This is a genomic window from Aestuariibacter sp. A3R04 (assembly GCF_018860805.1).
Classification (GTDB): domain Bacteria; phylum Pseudomonadota; class Gammaproteobacteria; order Enterobacterales; family Alteromonadaceae; genus Alteromonas.
In genome coordinates, this window is the sequence record NZ_JAHKQR010000003.1 from 798,382 (window position 1) to 813,452 (window position 15,071).

At 48.7% G+C, this 15,071-nt stretch carries 11 protein-coding genes; 9 read left to right on the top strand and 2 right to left on the bottom strand.

Features of this window, described 5'->3' with window-relative positions:
• The first annotated feature begins 91 nt into the window (after positions 1–91).
• Positions 92–1,915 carry an alpha-amylase family glycosyl hydrolase gene (locus tag KO518_RS08225; RefSeq protein ID WP_216025494.1) on the top strand — a complete coding sequence of 608 codons (1,824 nt, stop codon included), beginning with the start codon at positions 92–94 and terminating at the stop codon, positions 1,913–1,915.
• A 134-nt stretch (positions 1,916–2,049) separates the two neighbouring features.
• Here the strand turns inward: KO518_RS08225 and KO518_RS08230 are convergent, their stop codons facing one another.
• Positions 2,050–4,185, bottom strand: coding sequence for a M3 family metallopeptidase (locus KO518_RS08230; RefSeq protein ID WP_216025333.1), 2,136 nt, complete (start codon positions 4,183–4,185; stop codon positions 2,050–2,052).
• A 394-nt stretch (positions 4,186–4,579) separates the two neighbouring features.
• Between KO518_RS08230 and KO518_RS08235 the strand changes: the two genes are divergently transcribed.
• The 8 genes from KO518_RS08235 to der all read left to right on the top strand — a co-directional run bounded on the left by KO518_RS08235 (position 4,580) and on the right by der (position 13,900).
• On the top strand, positions 4,580–5,698 hold the full coding sequence (locus KO518_RS08235) for a bifunctional tRNA (adenosine(37)-C2)-methyltransferase TrmG/ribosomal RNA large subunit methyltransferase RlmN (protein ID WP_216025334.1): 1,119 nt from the start codon (positions 4,580–4,582) through the stop codon (positions 5,696–5,698).
• A 26-nt stretch (positions 5,699–5,724) separates the two neighbouring features.
• Positions 5,725–6,822 (top strand): type IV pilus biogenesis/stability protein PilW, encoded by a 1,098-nt coding sequence (gene pilW / locus KO518_RS08240; RefSeq protein WP_216025335.1) that lies wholly within the window; start codon positions 5,725–5,727, stop codon positions 6,820–6,822.
• Positions 6,823–6,839: 17 nt separating this feature from the next.
• Positions 6,840–7,895: a RodZ domain-containing protein gene (locus tag KO518_RS08245; RefSeq protein WP_216025336.1), complete on the top strand. Its 1,056-nt coding sequence runs from the start codon at positions 6,840–6,842 to the stop codon at positions 7,893–7,895.
• Positions 7,896–7,897: 2 nt separating this feature from the next.
• Positions 7,898–9,019, top strand: a complete 1,122-nt coding sequence (gene ispG, locus KO518_RS08250; protein ID WP_216025337.1) for a flavodoxin-dependent (E)-4-hydroxy-3-methylbut-2-enyl-diphosphate synthase — start codon at positions 7,898–7,900, stop codon at positions 9,017–9,019.
• 89 nt (positions 9,020–9,108) lie between these two features.
• Positions 9,109–10,380 (top strand): histidine--tRNA ligase, encoded by a 1,272-nt coding sequence (hisS, locus tag KO518_RS08255; RefSeq protein WP_216025338.1) that lies wholly within the window; start codon positions 9,109–9,111, stop codon positions 10,378–10,380.
• Between the two features lie 47 nt (positions 10,381–10,427).
• Positions 10,428–11,048: a tetratricopeptide repeat protein gene (locus tag KO518_RS08260; protein ID WP_216025339.1), complete on the top strand. Its 621-nt coding sequence runs from the start codon at positions 10,428–10,430 to the stop codon at positions 11,046–11,048.
• 20 nt (positions 11,049–11,068) lie between these two features.
• The gene (gene bamB, locus KO518_RS08265) at positions 11,069–12,328 is read left to right on the top strand and encodes an outer membrane protein assembly factor BamB (protein ID WP_371742281.1); all 1,260 of its coding nucleotides are present in this window, start codon (positions 11,069–11,071) and stop codon (positions 12,326–12,328) included.
• 126 nt (positions 12,329–12,454) lie between these two features.
• The gene (gene der, locus KO518_RS08270; RefSeq protein ID WP_216025341.1) at positions 12,455–13,900 is read left to right on the top strand and encodes a ribosome biogenesis GTPase Der; all 1,446 of its coding nucleotides are present in this window, start codon (positions 12,455–12,457) and stop codon (positions 13,898–13,900) included.
• A gap of 2 nt (positions 13,901–13,902) precedes the next feature.
• On the opposite strand, the gene KO518_RS08275 is transcribed toward der, so the two are convergent.
• Positions 13,903–15,009: a hypothetical protein gene (locus tag KO518_RS08275; RefSeq protein ID WP_216025342.1), complete on the bottom strand. Its 1,107-nt coding sequence runs from the start codon at positions 15,007–15,009 to the stop codon at positions 13,903–13,905.
• Positions 15,010–15,071: the final 62 nt, after the last annotated feature.

A 15,071-nucleotide genomic window follows, 5' to 3' on the forward strand; every position in this document is an offset into this window, starting at 1 on the left:
TTTTAAAAAAGAGGTCGTTGTGCAGACATTCAATCGTTTCAAATTCTCGGTGGCTTCATGTGCGTTGTTGTGGCTTCTGGTGATCCCAACAATGGGGTTTTCCGCCCCTTTGCAAAAAGCGCTGGTGGCTTACCCGCCCAACTGGTGGGTCGGTATGGAAGCTCCTGTGGTTGAACTTATGATCTATGCTCAGGGGGTTGGCGACGACAGCGTAGTCTTGCGCAATGGCAACGGTAATGTGGCATCGGTGACACAGTTAGATAGCCCCAACTACCTGTTTGTAACACTGGACACGAAACACGCCGAGGAAGGTGATGTGGTACTGGCGTTTAGAGACGAAGACGGGAGTGAGAGAATACTGCACTATCCTCTTTTATCACGCAGTGAAGGTGCCCGCCAACGCAAAGGTTTCGGTCCTGAAGATGCAATTTATCTCATCGCGCCTGACAGATTTGCTAATGGCTCAACAACAAATGACAATATACCAGGTTACGCCGATAAAGCTGCCCGCTCCGAGAAGGGGGGACGACATGGTGGAGATATTCAGGGGATCATTGAGCATCTCGACTACATTGAAGAGCTGGGTTTTACGCAAATCTGGAGCATGCCGTTGCTCGAAAATGCCATGAACAATTACAGTTACCATGGTTATTCCATCACAGACCACTATCAGATTGACCCCCGTTATGGCAGTAATGATGACTATGTTGCACTGAGTGAGGCTGCTTCTCAGCGTGGAATTGGCCTGATTATGGATATGGTGCTCAATCATATTGGTAGTCATCATATTTGGATGCAAGATATGCCATCGGCAGATTGGATCAATAACGGTGGTAAGTTTGTTGGGACCAGCCATAAACGTGAAACCCTTCACGATCCCCATGTCATTGAGAGTGATAAAAAAGGGTTTAGCGACGGTTGGTTTGTCCCCACAATGCCGGATTTGAATCAACGCAATCCACATCTGGCCAATTATCTGATTCAAAACGCGATATGGTGGGTGGAGTACGCCAATTTAAGTGGTATTCGCGTTGATACTTATTCTTACTCCGATAAAGACTTCCTTTCACAATGGACAAGCCGGTTAATGGAGGAATATCCAAACCTTAACATTGTGGGAGAAGAGTGGTCGGTTAACCCTGCCATCACGTCCTATTGGCAAGCGGGGAGCTATCGCCATGACGGTTATCACAGTGCGTTGCCGTCAGTCATGGATTTTCCCCTCCAGGCCGCAGTGGTCAGAGCGGTAAACAGTGAAGAGCGTTGGGATGCCGGGTTTATTAACTTGTATGAAACACTGGCTACAGATTTTCTTTACGGCGATGCAAACAATGTGGTGATATTTCCGGATAATCACGACATGAGCAGAATTTACACGCAAGTCGATCACGATCTCAACAAATGGAACATGGCAATGACAGTGTTTCTTACCACCCGTGGCATCCCTCAGGTGTTTTACGGCACGGAAATCCTCATGCAAAACGGGGAGAGTGATGACCACGGAATCATCCGAACTGATTTCCCTGGTGGTTGGAGCGAGGACGAGGGCAAAAATGGATTTACAGGTGAAGGCTTGAACAAAGACGAACGTTGGGCGCAGGAACGGGTTAAGCAATTACTCTCACTGCGCAAAACTCACCCACAGTTCTTTAAGGGCGAGATGAAACACTATGCACCTGACGATGGTGTCTATACCTTCTTCAGAACAACAGGCAACGTGGATGATGGCATGTTGATGGTGGTACTGAATAAGAAAAAAATCGTACTTGATTTGGGAAAATACGGCTCTGTGTTGTCAGGGTATACCCGGTTGTCCCGATTGCGGGATGGCAAAACCTTTGGTGTAGGAGAAACCCTTACTTTGGAGCCAATGTCTGCCACTGTTTTTGTGGTAAGTGCTGAGTCTTCTCTTTGACTTATGCAACTGGCGTTAAATTGATGGCCCTTTAGCGCGTCATTGAAAAAGGGGGAAGCCATATTCGCTTCCCCCTTTCATATTTGCGGTCAGTCCGGTGCTTTTGATAACTGCGAACTTATCGATTCGCGCTATTACTCCGTTAAGCCCCGACGCTTCATCAATGCGTCAACAGATGGCGTTTTACCGCGAAATTCCACATAGTTTTCCATTAAATCTTCACTATTTCCTTTTGACAGAATTTCTTTGCGGAAGCGGTCGCCATTTTCCCGCGTTAGCCCGCCGTGTTCAGCCATATACGCAAATGCGTCCGCCGCGAGTACTTCTGTCCACAAGTAGGCATAATAGCCCGCCGAATAACCACCGGCGAAAGTATGACTGAAGTACGCTGACTTGTATCGCGGTGGCGCTGGCGCGTAGTCAATACCGTGCTTAGCCAAAGCCGCTTTTTCAAATGCAGCTACATCTGTGACTTCAGCATCCGTACTCAGCATGTGCCATTCCATATCGAGCAGCGCCGCAGCGAGGTATTCGACAGTATTAAAGCCTTGGTTAAAGGTGACGGCTTTCATCATTTTGTCCACCAGGGCCTGAGGAATGGACTCACCGGTTTTGTAGTGTTTGGCATAATTTGCTAATACCGCCGGGTCGATAGCCCAGTCTTCGTTGAATTGTGATGGGAATTCAACAAAATCACGAGCGGTATTCGTGCCGGCAAGACTGGCATATTTTACCAGTGAAAACAGGCCGTGATCGGCGTGACCAAATTCGTGGAAAAGGGTTTGCGTTTCGTCAAAAGACAAAAGTGTTGGTTCACCTGGTGCCGGTTTGACAATATTTAGTTCATTGTAAACCACGGGTTTAGTTCCGTTCATTAATGACTGAGTTACAAATTCACTCATCCATGCGCCGCCGCGCTTACCTTCTCTGGCATAAGGGTCGAAATAGAATAAGCCAATGTTGGAGCCGTCGTCGTTAAAGACTTCAAATAAGCGAGCATCTTCCACATAAACTGGCAGGTCCGTGCGTTCTTTGAAAGTAATACCATAGAGCTTTTCCATGGCAAAAAAGAGCCCGTTTTCCAATACCGAGTTGAGCTCGAAGTAGGGTTTTACTTCACTGTCATCAAGATCATATTTGGCCTTTCTGACTTTTTCTGCATAATAAGCCCAATCCCAGGGTTGTACCGATCCCTCAACGCCGTCAGCGTGCATCACTTCTTCAATATCCGCGGCTTCTTGCTTGGCTTTTTCAACCGCCTGAGGCGCTAAATCATCAAGGATCTTAAAGACATTTCCAGGCTGTTTAGCCATTTGGTTTTCAATCTTATAGCTCGCCCAGTTTGGAAAGCCTAATAGTGCGGCTTTTTCAGCCCTTAATTTAGTAAGTTTGAGAATTATGGGGCCATTTACGTCCAAGGCGCGATTTGCAGAGGTTTCCCATATCTTCTGGCGCAGTTGACGGTTTTCCAGGCTGGAGAGAATGGGTTGACGGGTCGTGTTCACCAGAGTGATCATATAACCGTCTTTGCCTACGGCTTCAGCGGCGTTCTTGAGGCCAGCAATGTCGCCATCAGATAGTCCGGCTAACTGTGCCTTATCATTCACTACAATGGTGTCATTTTTAAACGATGCCAGTACGTTTTGGGAAAAGTCTGTTTCCAGTTTAGTGATAGCTTCGTTGATGCCGCGGATTTGATCTTTTTCTGCATCAGTGAGATTAGCGCCAGCGCGGATGAAATTCTCGTAGGTCTTTTCTGTCAGTCGCCTGTCTTCACCTTGGAGTTCTTCGCGTTGTTCATATACTGATTTCACCCGCTCAAACAGTGCGGCATTGAGATAAATACTGTCTCTGTGGGCAGTGAGGCGGGGCGACATTTCAGCCTCAATACGCTGAATTTCATCGTTTGATACGATGCTTGAAAGGTTAAAAAATATGGTGGTAACTCGGTTGAGCAATTCACCACTTTTCTCAATGGCTAGGATAGTGTTGTCAAAGGTCGGTTCACCAGCCTGAACCGCAATATTGTTAATCTCTTCAATGTGCTCTTGCATGCCTTGTTCGAAGGCTGGCTCGTAGTGTTCGATTTTAATCTTATCAAATTCCGGTGCCTGATAAGGAAGTGGACTAGGCTTGAGTAAAACATTTTCCGAGCTAATCGTCTCATTAACAGATGGTTTGCTCGCGTTTTGGCTGCTTTGTTCGTTTGGGCTGCACGCTATCAGTGTTAGAGCGGACAAAACCGCTGACGCGAGGATAGATTTTTTCATTAGGTTCTCCGAGTCGTTCCGGCTTGTAAGCCAGATTATTGTTGTGTTTGCCTGACCACTTTACCAATGGTCGGCAAGATGAACAATGCACTCAAGCCTGAGGATTGTTTTGTTTGTCGAACCAAGGATTGATAGGGAGGCGTAATTTGCTTGAACCTGGCTTTCTAAGCGCGTATGCCTGTGGTAGAATGCGCGGCTAAAATTTGTGCAGCACACCACATCATTCGCTGTCGTTTTCCCCATCGCGGTTTATCTCTAAAACAGGAAAACGCATTGAAGCATTCGCACTTCAGGGGTGGCAAGAAAAGCACCTATGGCTACCCGTTATTCGAGGCGTCAGGTTAAGGGGTGTGGTCAATATCGTTTTCAGACATAACCGGGGTCGTCAATTTTTATGGCAAAGACAAATCTATTAAATCTCAATCGCGCAGGACTGCGGGCATTTTTTGCCGATATTGGCGAAAAGCCCTTTCGCGCCGATCAGGTCATGAAATGGATTTATCAGCAAGGTGTCAGTGACTTTGAGGAGATGACGAACCTCAACAAAAACCTGCGTGCCAAACTTATTGAACACGCCGAGATTGTCGCCCCTGACATTGCATACTATCAGGAAGCCAGTGACGGCACTATCAAGTTTGCGTTGGCACTGCAAGGCGGTCAGGAAGTGGAATCTGTGTGGATCCCCGAAGCGGAGCGAGCCACTTTATGCGTGTCTTCTCAGGTGGGGTGTGCCCTTGAATGTACGTTTTGTTCAACTGCTCAACAGGGGTTTAACCGCAATCTGTCGGTAAGCGAAATTATTGGGCAAGTCTGGCGTGTGGCAACCTTTTTAGGGCTGTCCAAAGACACATCTAAACGACCTATTACCAATGTGGTAATGATGGGAATGGGCGAGCCGCTACTCAATTTAAAAAACGTGGTGCCGGCGATGGATCTCATGCTCGATGATTTCGGCTTTGGTTTGTCAAAACGTCGTGTTACCTTAAGTACTTCGGGCGTTGTTCCGGCCCTCGATATGCTGGGTGACCAAATCGATGTCGCCCTTGCTATTTCTCTGCATGCGCCAAATGACACGTTGCGCGACGAAATAGTGCCAATCAATAGAAAATACAATATTGAGGCATTTTTGGCCGGCGTGCGTCGCTATCTGAGCAAGTCGAAAGCAAATCAGGGCAAGGTAACGGTTGAGTATGTCATGCTGTCAAATATTAACGACAGCACCGAACAAGCTCATGAATTAGCGAAGGTACTTAAAGAGACGCCCTGTAAAATTAATTTAATTCCGTTTAATCCTTATCCGGGATCACCGTATCTTTGCTCCAGTAATTCTCGCATCGATCGTTTCGCAAAAGTGCTGATGAGCTATGGTCTCACCGTGGTAGTGCGCAAAACCCGCGGGGACGACATTGACGCAGCATGTGGCCAGTTGGTTGGTGACGTTGTAGACAGAACCAAACGAATGCTAAAGAAACAGATGAAAGGCGAAGCAATTTCAGTAAAAATGGCGCAATAACAATTTACAATAAAGGTAAAAAGTTCATGCGATTAGGTTTACTTGGTGCGGTAATGCTGCTTTCGGGTTGTGTCAGTCAAACTCCTGGTTACCCCTCGGGGGATGAGTTCGATTTACAGCAGGCTGCAAAGACTCGTATTTCACTGGGGTTGACGTATCTAAAGAACGGAAATTACCAGCAGGCCAAGGTCAACCTGGATAAGGCGCTGGAGTTTGCCCCTCGTTACGCTGACGCACATTACTCTCTGGCTTACTATTACCAAACTGTAGAGGAGTGGGCGCGTGCGGATTCGGCCTATGAAGATGCGCTGAAACTGGCGCCGAGAAATCCCGATATTGCAAACAGCTATGGCGCGTTTCTTTGTCAGCAGCGTCGGTATGAGGAAGCAACGGAGTATTTTACTAAAGCGCTTGATAATCAGCAGTATGCAAACTCTGCGGAAACATATGAGAATATGGCTATTTGTGCACAGGCTCAGGGAGAAACTGACGAAGCCTTGCGCTATTTGGTTAGCGCATTGAATCATCAGCCCAGCAGAGCCAAAAGTCTGTTTATGCTAACTCAAATTTATATTAGTCAAGGGCGTTGGAATGAGGCAGAAAATGCCATGCGACGCTATGAAAAAGTAGCCCGTGTGAGTCCGGAATCCATACAGCTTGCCATTGAAATCGCTACTGGAAAGGGTGACACTGAAACGGCTGAAGGTTACGGTGAAATGCTCGTTACCATGTACCCCCAAAGCGTTGCAGCCAAAGCTTACAAAGCTGAAATGTTGAGTCAGACAAATGCTAGCGCGCAGATTGTCAGAACGACAAAACCCAAAGCTGCTCACGCCCCTGAAGCGACGACTGGCGCACCGGTGACCTCGCAAAATTCAGTGAAACCACAGGCATCCATTCCGATCAAAACGAACCCCAGCCACAACCCAAAAATGGAACCCGCGATAAAAAGCGATGACGCTGGCGCACAAAGTCGATACCATGTGGTTCAAAAGGGTGAGAACCTTTACCGTATATCACTGAAATACAATCTTAAAATGGCCAAAATTCAAGAATGGAACGACTTACCTGACCCCGGTGATATTGTGGTGGGTATGCGTTTGCGTTTGACGGCTCCCCAATAACACTGACAGGTTATCTAATGAGTTCACAAGAAAGTCAGGCAGAAGAAGCGATGGGCGACAACACCACTACGCCAGGTGCAATGTTGCGCCAGGCCCGGGAAAAACTTGGGCTAAGTCAGGCTCAGATGGCAGATAAGCTCTTCCTGAAACAACGAAATATTGATGACATAGAGGCAGACCGCCTCGATGAAAACATGTCTGTAACTTTTGCGAAAGGCTATGTTCGCATGTATGCCAAGCAGGTCGGCGTGGATGACAAACTGGTGATAAGCGAGTTTGAAAAGTTACATACCACCACCAAACCACCGGCTAAGTTACAGAGTTTTTCCCGGAAAGTTGCTAAACAGGCTCATGACGACCGCTGGATGATGGTGACATGGATAATTCTTCTGCTCATTGTTGCCGCTTCTGTAGTTTGGTGGTATCAGCAGCCTGATGATAACAGCGCCATTGGCACGGATAACAACCCGCCAGTGGCTGCCGGTTCCGCGTCTCAAGCCGCCCGAAATGAGATTGATAGCGAACCTGCGGATACTGGTGCCGCGCCTGTTTCGTCGCCTTCAGTATCAGAGGAACTACAGGACGCAGATCCTCAGGCATCGATGTTAGCATTGGCCGGCGAAAGCGATTCCGAAAGCTTGGATGCTGGTGTAGCTGATATTGGTATAAGCGACGCGAGCAATTCCGTGCTATCAGAGAGCGTTGGGGCAGCCGGTGCGTTGGCTGAGCAAGGAGAAAGACAGGTCGATGATATCGGCGGCGCACTGACTCAGCACAGAGACGTTGGAGAAGAAGCGCAAGCTGCTGCGGTAAACGACGCCGCAAAGACGGTTTCGCTGGTGTTTACTTTTGCCGAAGATTGCTGGGTTAACATTGAAGATGCTACGGGTGAAGCGATTGCTTATGGCGTAAAAAATACCGGACGGGTGATGCCGATTAGTGGACAGCCACCTTTCAAAGTAACCCTTGGTGCTCCGGACGGGGTGAGTATTACCTATGAAGGAGAAGCCGTTGATATATCCGCGTTTCAGGACGGTCGTATCGCTCGCTTCTCATTACCAATGCAGGATTAAGCATGTTTACTGAAAATCCTATATCAAGACGTAAATCGATAAGGATAAATGTGGGAAATGTCCCCATAGGCGATGGCGCACCCATCGCCGTTCAGTCGATGACGAATACCCAGACAACCGATGTAGATGCAACGGTTGCACAAATTAATCGCATTGTGGCTGTCGGCGGCGAGATCGTGAGAGTGTCTGTACCGACCATGGACGCCGCCGAAGCCTTTAAAGCGATCCGCGAACGGGTTTCCGTTCCGCTGGTTGCCGACATTCATTTCGATTATCGCATTGCACTGAAGGTCGCAGAGTATGGGGTTGACTGTTTGCGTATTAACCCCGGCAATATTGGGAATATGGAACGGGTTAAATCTGTAGTCGATTGTGCTAAAGACAAGAACATTCCTATTCGCATAGGTGTAAACGGTGGTTCCCTTGAACGCGATCTACAGGAAAAATACGGTGAGCCAACGCCGGAAGCCTTAGTAGAATCGGCCATGCGGCACGTGGAGATCCTAGACAAGCTCAACTTTGATCAGTTTAAAGTGAGTGTAAAAGCGTCGGACGTGTTTTTAGCTGTCGGTGCATATCGGTTGCTGGCCAAGCAAATAGAACAACCGCTTCACCTTGGTATTACCGAAGCGGGGGGGCAGCGGGCCGGCGCAGTGAAAAGTGCGGTGGGATTGGGCATGTTATTGGCCGAAGGCATTGGCGATACCCTGCGAGTATCTTTGGCGGCAGATCCGGTGGAAGAAATTAAAGTCGGTTTTGATATTCTCAAGTCGCTGCGGATCCGCAGTCGTGGTATCAACTTCATCGCATGCCCCAGTTGTTCTCGTCAGGAGTTTGACGTTATCGGTACGGTCAATGCGTTGGAACAGAGGGTTGAAGATATTCTAACCCCGATGGACGTGTCCATTATTGGATGTGTCGTAAATGGCCCCGGTGAGGCGGAAGTCTCAGATTTGGGTCTTACCGGTGCGCGAAATATGAGTGGTTATTACGAGGACGGGAAGCGTCAGCGTGAGAGACTTGCTAATGACGACCTGGTTGACCAACTGGAAAGACGTATCCGAGCAAAAGCGGCAAGGTTGGATGAAGCGAATAAAATCCCTGTCGCTGTCAAAGAGTCTTAATCTGTTTTCAAGTGCCAGGACGATTGTTGTTTAACGGTAAAGCCCCTATAATGCGGGGCTTTTATTTATCAGGATAATGAGAATTTCAGGTGGCTAAAACTATTCAGGCGATTCGGGGCATGAACGACTGCCTGCCGGAGGTGTCCGGAACATGGCAACGTGTTGAGTCAACGTTACGACAGGTCGTGGCAAATTACGGTTATCAGGAGATACGAACTCCTATTGTTGAAAGTACTGACCTGTTTAAACGTTCTATTGGTGAAGTCACTGATATTGTGGAAAAGGAAATGTATACCTTTGAAGATCGCAACGGTGACAGCCTCACACTGCGACCGGAAGGTACGGCTAGTTGTGTCAGAGCCGGCAACGAGCACGGTTTGTTGTATAACCAGCAGCAAAGACTGTGGTACATGGGGCCAATGTTCAGGCACGAACGGCCGCAAAAAGGACGGTATCGTCAGTTTCATCAGTTTGGCGTTGAAACGTATGGGCTCGAAGGACCGGATATCGATGTAGAAGTTATCCTGCTAAGCGCCCGTATATGGAAAGCATTTGGAATCAGTGATCAGGTTACTTTGCAAATCAATTCTCTCGGCTCTAACGATGCACGCCAGCGTTATCGCGACGCATTGATTGATTACCTTAAGGTGCGTTCCGCTCAGTTAGATGAAGATTCTCTGCGTCGACTAGAGACAAATCCGCTGCGGGTATTAGACTCCAAAAATCCGGATGTGCAGGCAGCAATTCAGGACGCGCCATCGTTACTTGATTACTTGGACGATGAATCACAAGCACATTTTTCAAATTTATGTGAACGATTGTCACAAGCGGGTATCCAATACGAGGTTAATCCACGCTTAGTTCGCGGTCTGGACTACTACAACCGCACTGTTTTTGAGTGGGTAACGGAGAGTTTGGGAGCGCAGGGCACCGTGTGTGCAGGAGGGCGTTACGACGGGCTGGTTGAGCAGCTCGGCGGAAAGGCTACACCTGCAGTTGGTTTTGCCATGGGTATGGAGCGGTTGGTGTTGCTGTTAACTACGTTGCAAGCCACCGGACAAGATAATATAGCCGCCGATGTCTATGTCACGTCTTTAGGGGCTGATGCATACGCGCTTGAAGTGGCTGAATCCCTGCGCGATGCGTTGCCATCGCTAAAGGTGATGATGCACTGCGGTGGCGGTAACTTTAAAAAGCAATTGAAGCGAGCAGATAAAAGCGGCGCAGCAGTGGCTGTTTTGCTGGGCTCAGAAGAGGCTGAAAACAAGCAGGCCACGGTTAAACCTTTGCGCGGTGAAGGTGAACAACAAACCGTGTCATTAGCAAATTTGGCCGATGTGTTAAAAGCACAGATGGATTAATCGCTACCTGATTGAGTAGCAGGAAACGGGTTTTAGAGGTCATATACATGGAACAATTCGCCACAGAAGAACAACAAGTTGAAGCGATAAAGAAATTTATGAAAGACAATGGCGCAGCCATTGTTATTGGTGCGGTGTTAGGGTTGGGCGGACTGTGGGGCTGGCGCTATTATTCCGATACTCAACGCGTCGCCAAGGAAGAAGCGTCTGCCGCTTATCAGGCTGCTGTGCAGGCCATTGAAGCTGACGGTAATACAGAAAAGCTCGATAACTTCATAGCGCAAACAGAAAATACGGGTTATGCCACCATAGGTGGACTTGTGGCAGCGCAACAAGCCGTAAACGCCGGTGATTTAGACCTGGCGAAAATGCGCTTGTCAGAAGTACAGTCCACGACGGCTGATCCACACCTGGCAACGATGGCTGGGATTCGGCTCGCCCGGGTTCAAATTGAGTTGGGTGAAGTTTCTGATGCCCTCAATACGCTTTCAGCCCTCAACGACAATGCTTTTGCAGCTAAAATCAGCGAAGTAAAAGGCGATGCATATGTAGCACAGGAAAAATTTGATGACGCACGTCTTGCGTACAGCCAGGCCCTTGAAAAGGCTGCGGGCAACGTGTTACTTGAAATGAAACTCGACAATTTACCGGCTTTAGCCAGTAATTAATGACAACAGAGGTATCGGATTTGTTATCAACAACGTGTGACCGCATTGGTCGAATTACACGTGCATTAGGTGTTGCCGCGGTGCTGTCCGCCACGCTATCAGGATGCACAACCATCACAGATTGGTTCGCAGATGAGGAAGAGTTGGAAATTCGTCGCATCGCGCCACTGGATGCAAAGTTTACCCCAGTTGTTAATTGGGAAACTGAAGTTGGTGATGGCATTGATGATTATTTTTCCCGCCTGCGCCCGGTTTTTGCTAACGACAAGTTATACATGGCTGATCGCCACGGAGTGGTGGCGGCGCTAAGTCCTGATACAGGGCGCGTTATTTGGGAACAAGATTTTGCTATCTTCACCGATGAAGGCATGATGGCGTCTGTACGGCGCTTATGGGCGAGTGGTCAGTCCGCAAAAATCGCAGGGTTGGCTGTCGATGGAGATTTCGTGCTGGTCGGCACTGAAGATGGCATACTCATGGCGCTGAATGCTGAATCAGGCGCGTTAGAGTGGTCGCAAACTGTGCCTGGCGAAATTCTGGCAGCGCCGGCTACTGGCGAAAACAAAGTGGTCGTAAATACCGGTGCGGGTACGCTTTTTGCGTTTGATTTACGCACTGGCGAACCTGCGTGGCAACACGAGGGAGATGTTCCTCCATTGTCACTAAGAGGTATATCAACACCGGCTATCAGTAATGGTGGGGTGATTGTTGGAACGCCTACTGGGAAAGTACAGGTTAATATCATTGACTCTGGTTTGGTGGCATGGGAAACCGCTGTTACGTCACCTGCAGGCGCTACGGAACTCGAGCGTATTGTTGATGTTGATGCCGCGCCCTTGATGTTCGGTGGCACCATTTACGTCATTTCCTACAACGGCACACTTGCTGCAGTAGAGTTGCGTTCAGGTCGTGTGATTTGGAAGCGCGAGTACGGTTCATACCGCAATGTTACCATGGACGGCACTACCTTGTTCGTGGTAGACAATGACTCGTATGTTTATGCGTTAGATCGCCGCAACGGGGTCGAGCTTTGGTCGCAGAGCGGCTTGAAGAAGCGCTCATTGACAGCAGCAGAACCCGTGGGCGATTACATTGTTGTGGGTGACAAATGGGGTTTGATTCATTGGCTTGATAAATCCACCGGTGAAATGGTAGCCCGCTACGATCTTGGAGGGGACGATGAAGACGAATCTGTTTATGTATCTCCTCTGAATGTGAATGGCAACATCATCGCTGTCACAAGGGAAGGTGACGTCGCGTCATTTTCTTTTCCTCAGTAAAGAGTGATACGTCAGCCTTGTGCTGACGACTCCTCTAAATCAGGTTATAATCCTGCGATTCAATTGTGGCTGCGCCGATAACGCGGCCACTGCTTATCTCTCATTACTCAATTTAGGACTTCAAGCATGTTGCCTGTAGTTGCCCTCGTGGGCCGTCCCAACGTGGGGAAATCCACACTGTTTAATCGACTGACCAACACCCGAGATGCACTAGTTGCAGACTTCCCTGGTTTAACAAGGGACAGAAAGTACGGTCAGGCGACGTACGAGCAAAAGCAATTTATCGTTGTTGATACAGGGGGCATAACGGGCGACGAAGACGGTATTGATGCCGAAATGGCACAACAGTCGTTGCGTGCTATTGATGAAGCTGATGTGGTGTTATTCCTTGTTGATGCCAGAGCTGGTTTGTTGCCAGCCGATATTGGTATCGCAGACCACCTGCGCAAAATAAACAAAAACATGTTTGTCGTTGCAAACAAAGTGGATGGGATCGACGGGGACAGTGAGACAGCTGATTTTTATACCCTTGGTATGGGTCAGGTACATCAAATTGCTGCGGCTCATGGACGGGGGGTATCAGCACTGTTAGCCCATGCACTCGTTCCCCTCGCAGAAGCATTTCCCGATATGCAGGTCGAGCCAAAAGCTGAGGAAGAAGAGCTGGACGCCGAGGCACAGTTGGAACGCTTACAGGGGCTGCCCATAAAACTTGCAATAGTGGGGAAACCCAATGTGGGTAAATCAACACTAACCAATCGTATCTTAGGGGAAGAACGGGTCGTGGTTTATGACATGCCTGGTACCACACGGGATAGTGTTTATATTCCACTGGAGCGTGATGAGCGTGAATATATACTCATCGATACCGCAGGTGTGAGAAAACGCAGAAAAGTTGCCGATGCCGTAGAGAAATTTTCTATTGTAAAAACGCTGCAGGCTATTGAAGAAGCCAACGTGGTATTGCTGGTGGTCGATGCAAGAGAAGGGATTGCCGATCAGGATTTAAGCTTGTTGGGTTACATTTTAAACTCCGGCCGGTCATTGGTGATAGCCGTGAATAAGTGGGATGGGTTGGATACCGACGTGAAAGACGACATCAAGCGGGAATTGGACAGACGGCTTGGGTTTATCGATTTTGCCCGTTTGCACTTCATTTCCGCATTACATGGCTCTGGTGTCGGTAACCTGTTTGAATCCGTGATTGAAGCTTATCAAAGTGCGACAAAACGGGTGAGTACTGCGTTGTTAACCCAGATAATGGAAATGGCGCAAGAAGAGCACCAGCCGCCATTAGTGCGAGGTCGCCGGGTTAAAATGAAGTACGCCCACGCAGGCGGATACAACCCGCCCGTGGTGGTTATTCACGGGAACCAGGTCAACGATTTACCGGGCGCGTACAAACGGTATCTGATGAACTATTTCAGAAAGTCGCTGCAGGTAATGGGCACGCCTATTAAAATTGAGTTCCGTGAAGGCGCAAACCCATTTGAGGGAAAGAAAAACCAGTTAACGTTAGCGCAACAGCGAAAGCGCAGACGCATGATGGCTTTTCACAAAAAGAAAAAGTAGCTTTACGGGTTGTCAGCCTCTGCCTGGATGCGGCGAATGCTTTCCATCAGGGGGGATGGCCCTGGTACCGTGATTTGCGGCAAAGCAAGGGCAACGAGTCTGTCTGCCACCCTGGGAGGAAAGGTGGTTGAGATGGTCACCAGCTTGTCTTTCATTTCAAATGCATAGGTCGTGGCGTAAATGGGTTCGGCCTCAGCCAGGATGGCATGAACTGCCATGCGATAGCCTTCATATACACTACCATCACTGCCGGGGGTATCAAATGCCGCAACCGGTTCATCAATATATAGTGTCATTGATTGCGCTTCTGCCATTTGTCTGGCTTCATTGAGGTTCATCTGCAGAGCCTGCTGCAAACGAACCGCTTTACTTCCAGTATTAAGGTTTAATACAGGTGCCACTGTCACGTCCAGCAGTGCGTCATCGTATTCGGGGTGTACATAGCGGGTAATCACCCCTTTAAACGGGTCGGGATACAGTTGTGTATCCAAGCGGGTGAAATTATCAATATACTCAGGGACTGACATTTCAGACAGGTAGTTACTGGCCCCAAGCTTCTCAAACAGATACGCCGCCGAGAAGACCTCTTTGGCAACGACTTGTAACCACCAGTGCTCTAGTACATCGTTGACAATCGCAGGCTTGTCTTTATTGTGAGCCTCTGTGGAGGTAAATATGGCGCTGTCAATTTCAACGCCCCGCCACTGAATGGTAAGTTCGGTGAAATACCGTGTGCTTGCGATACCATTCAAAGGCTCGGGATGCGTTGTTTGTTTGTCCTCTGAAGATGGCGCTGTGCCCAATGAGGCTATAAGAAGTTCATAATCTGCTTCACTGGACGCGGGAAATACGTTCTCAAACCACCCGCGTTGCTGCAAGGTGGTGACAAACAAGTTGCCGCTTAACGCATCTTCCACGCATGCCGCACCGTTTACGTGAGCCTGGTGGCACATGCGTTGCAGCGTCTCGCTGGGGTAGGTGCCATAAAGAGAGATAGGCGCCATCACCCTGTATTCAGGGAGAAATGATTCATTAGCTGGCTGAGGAGACGGAACGTGCTGACAACCGTAAAAAAAGGCAGACAGCAGCACAATACACACCTTATTCACGGTACATCCTGTGATGATAGAGGGCGTAGTGTGACCCAAGCGTCGGCGTTGCTCAAGCCACT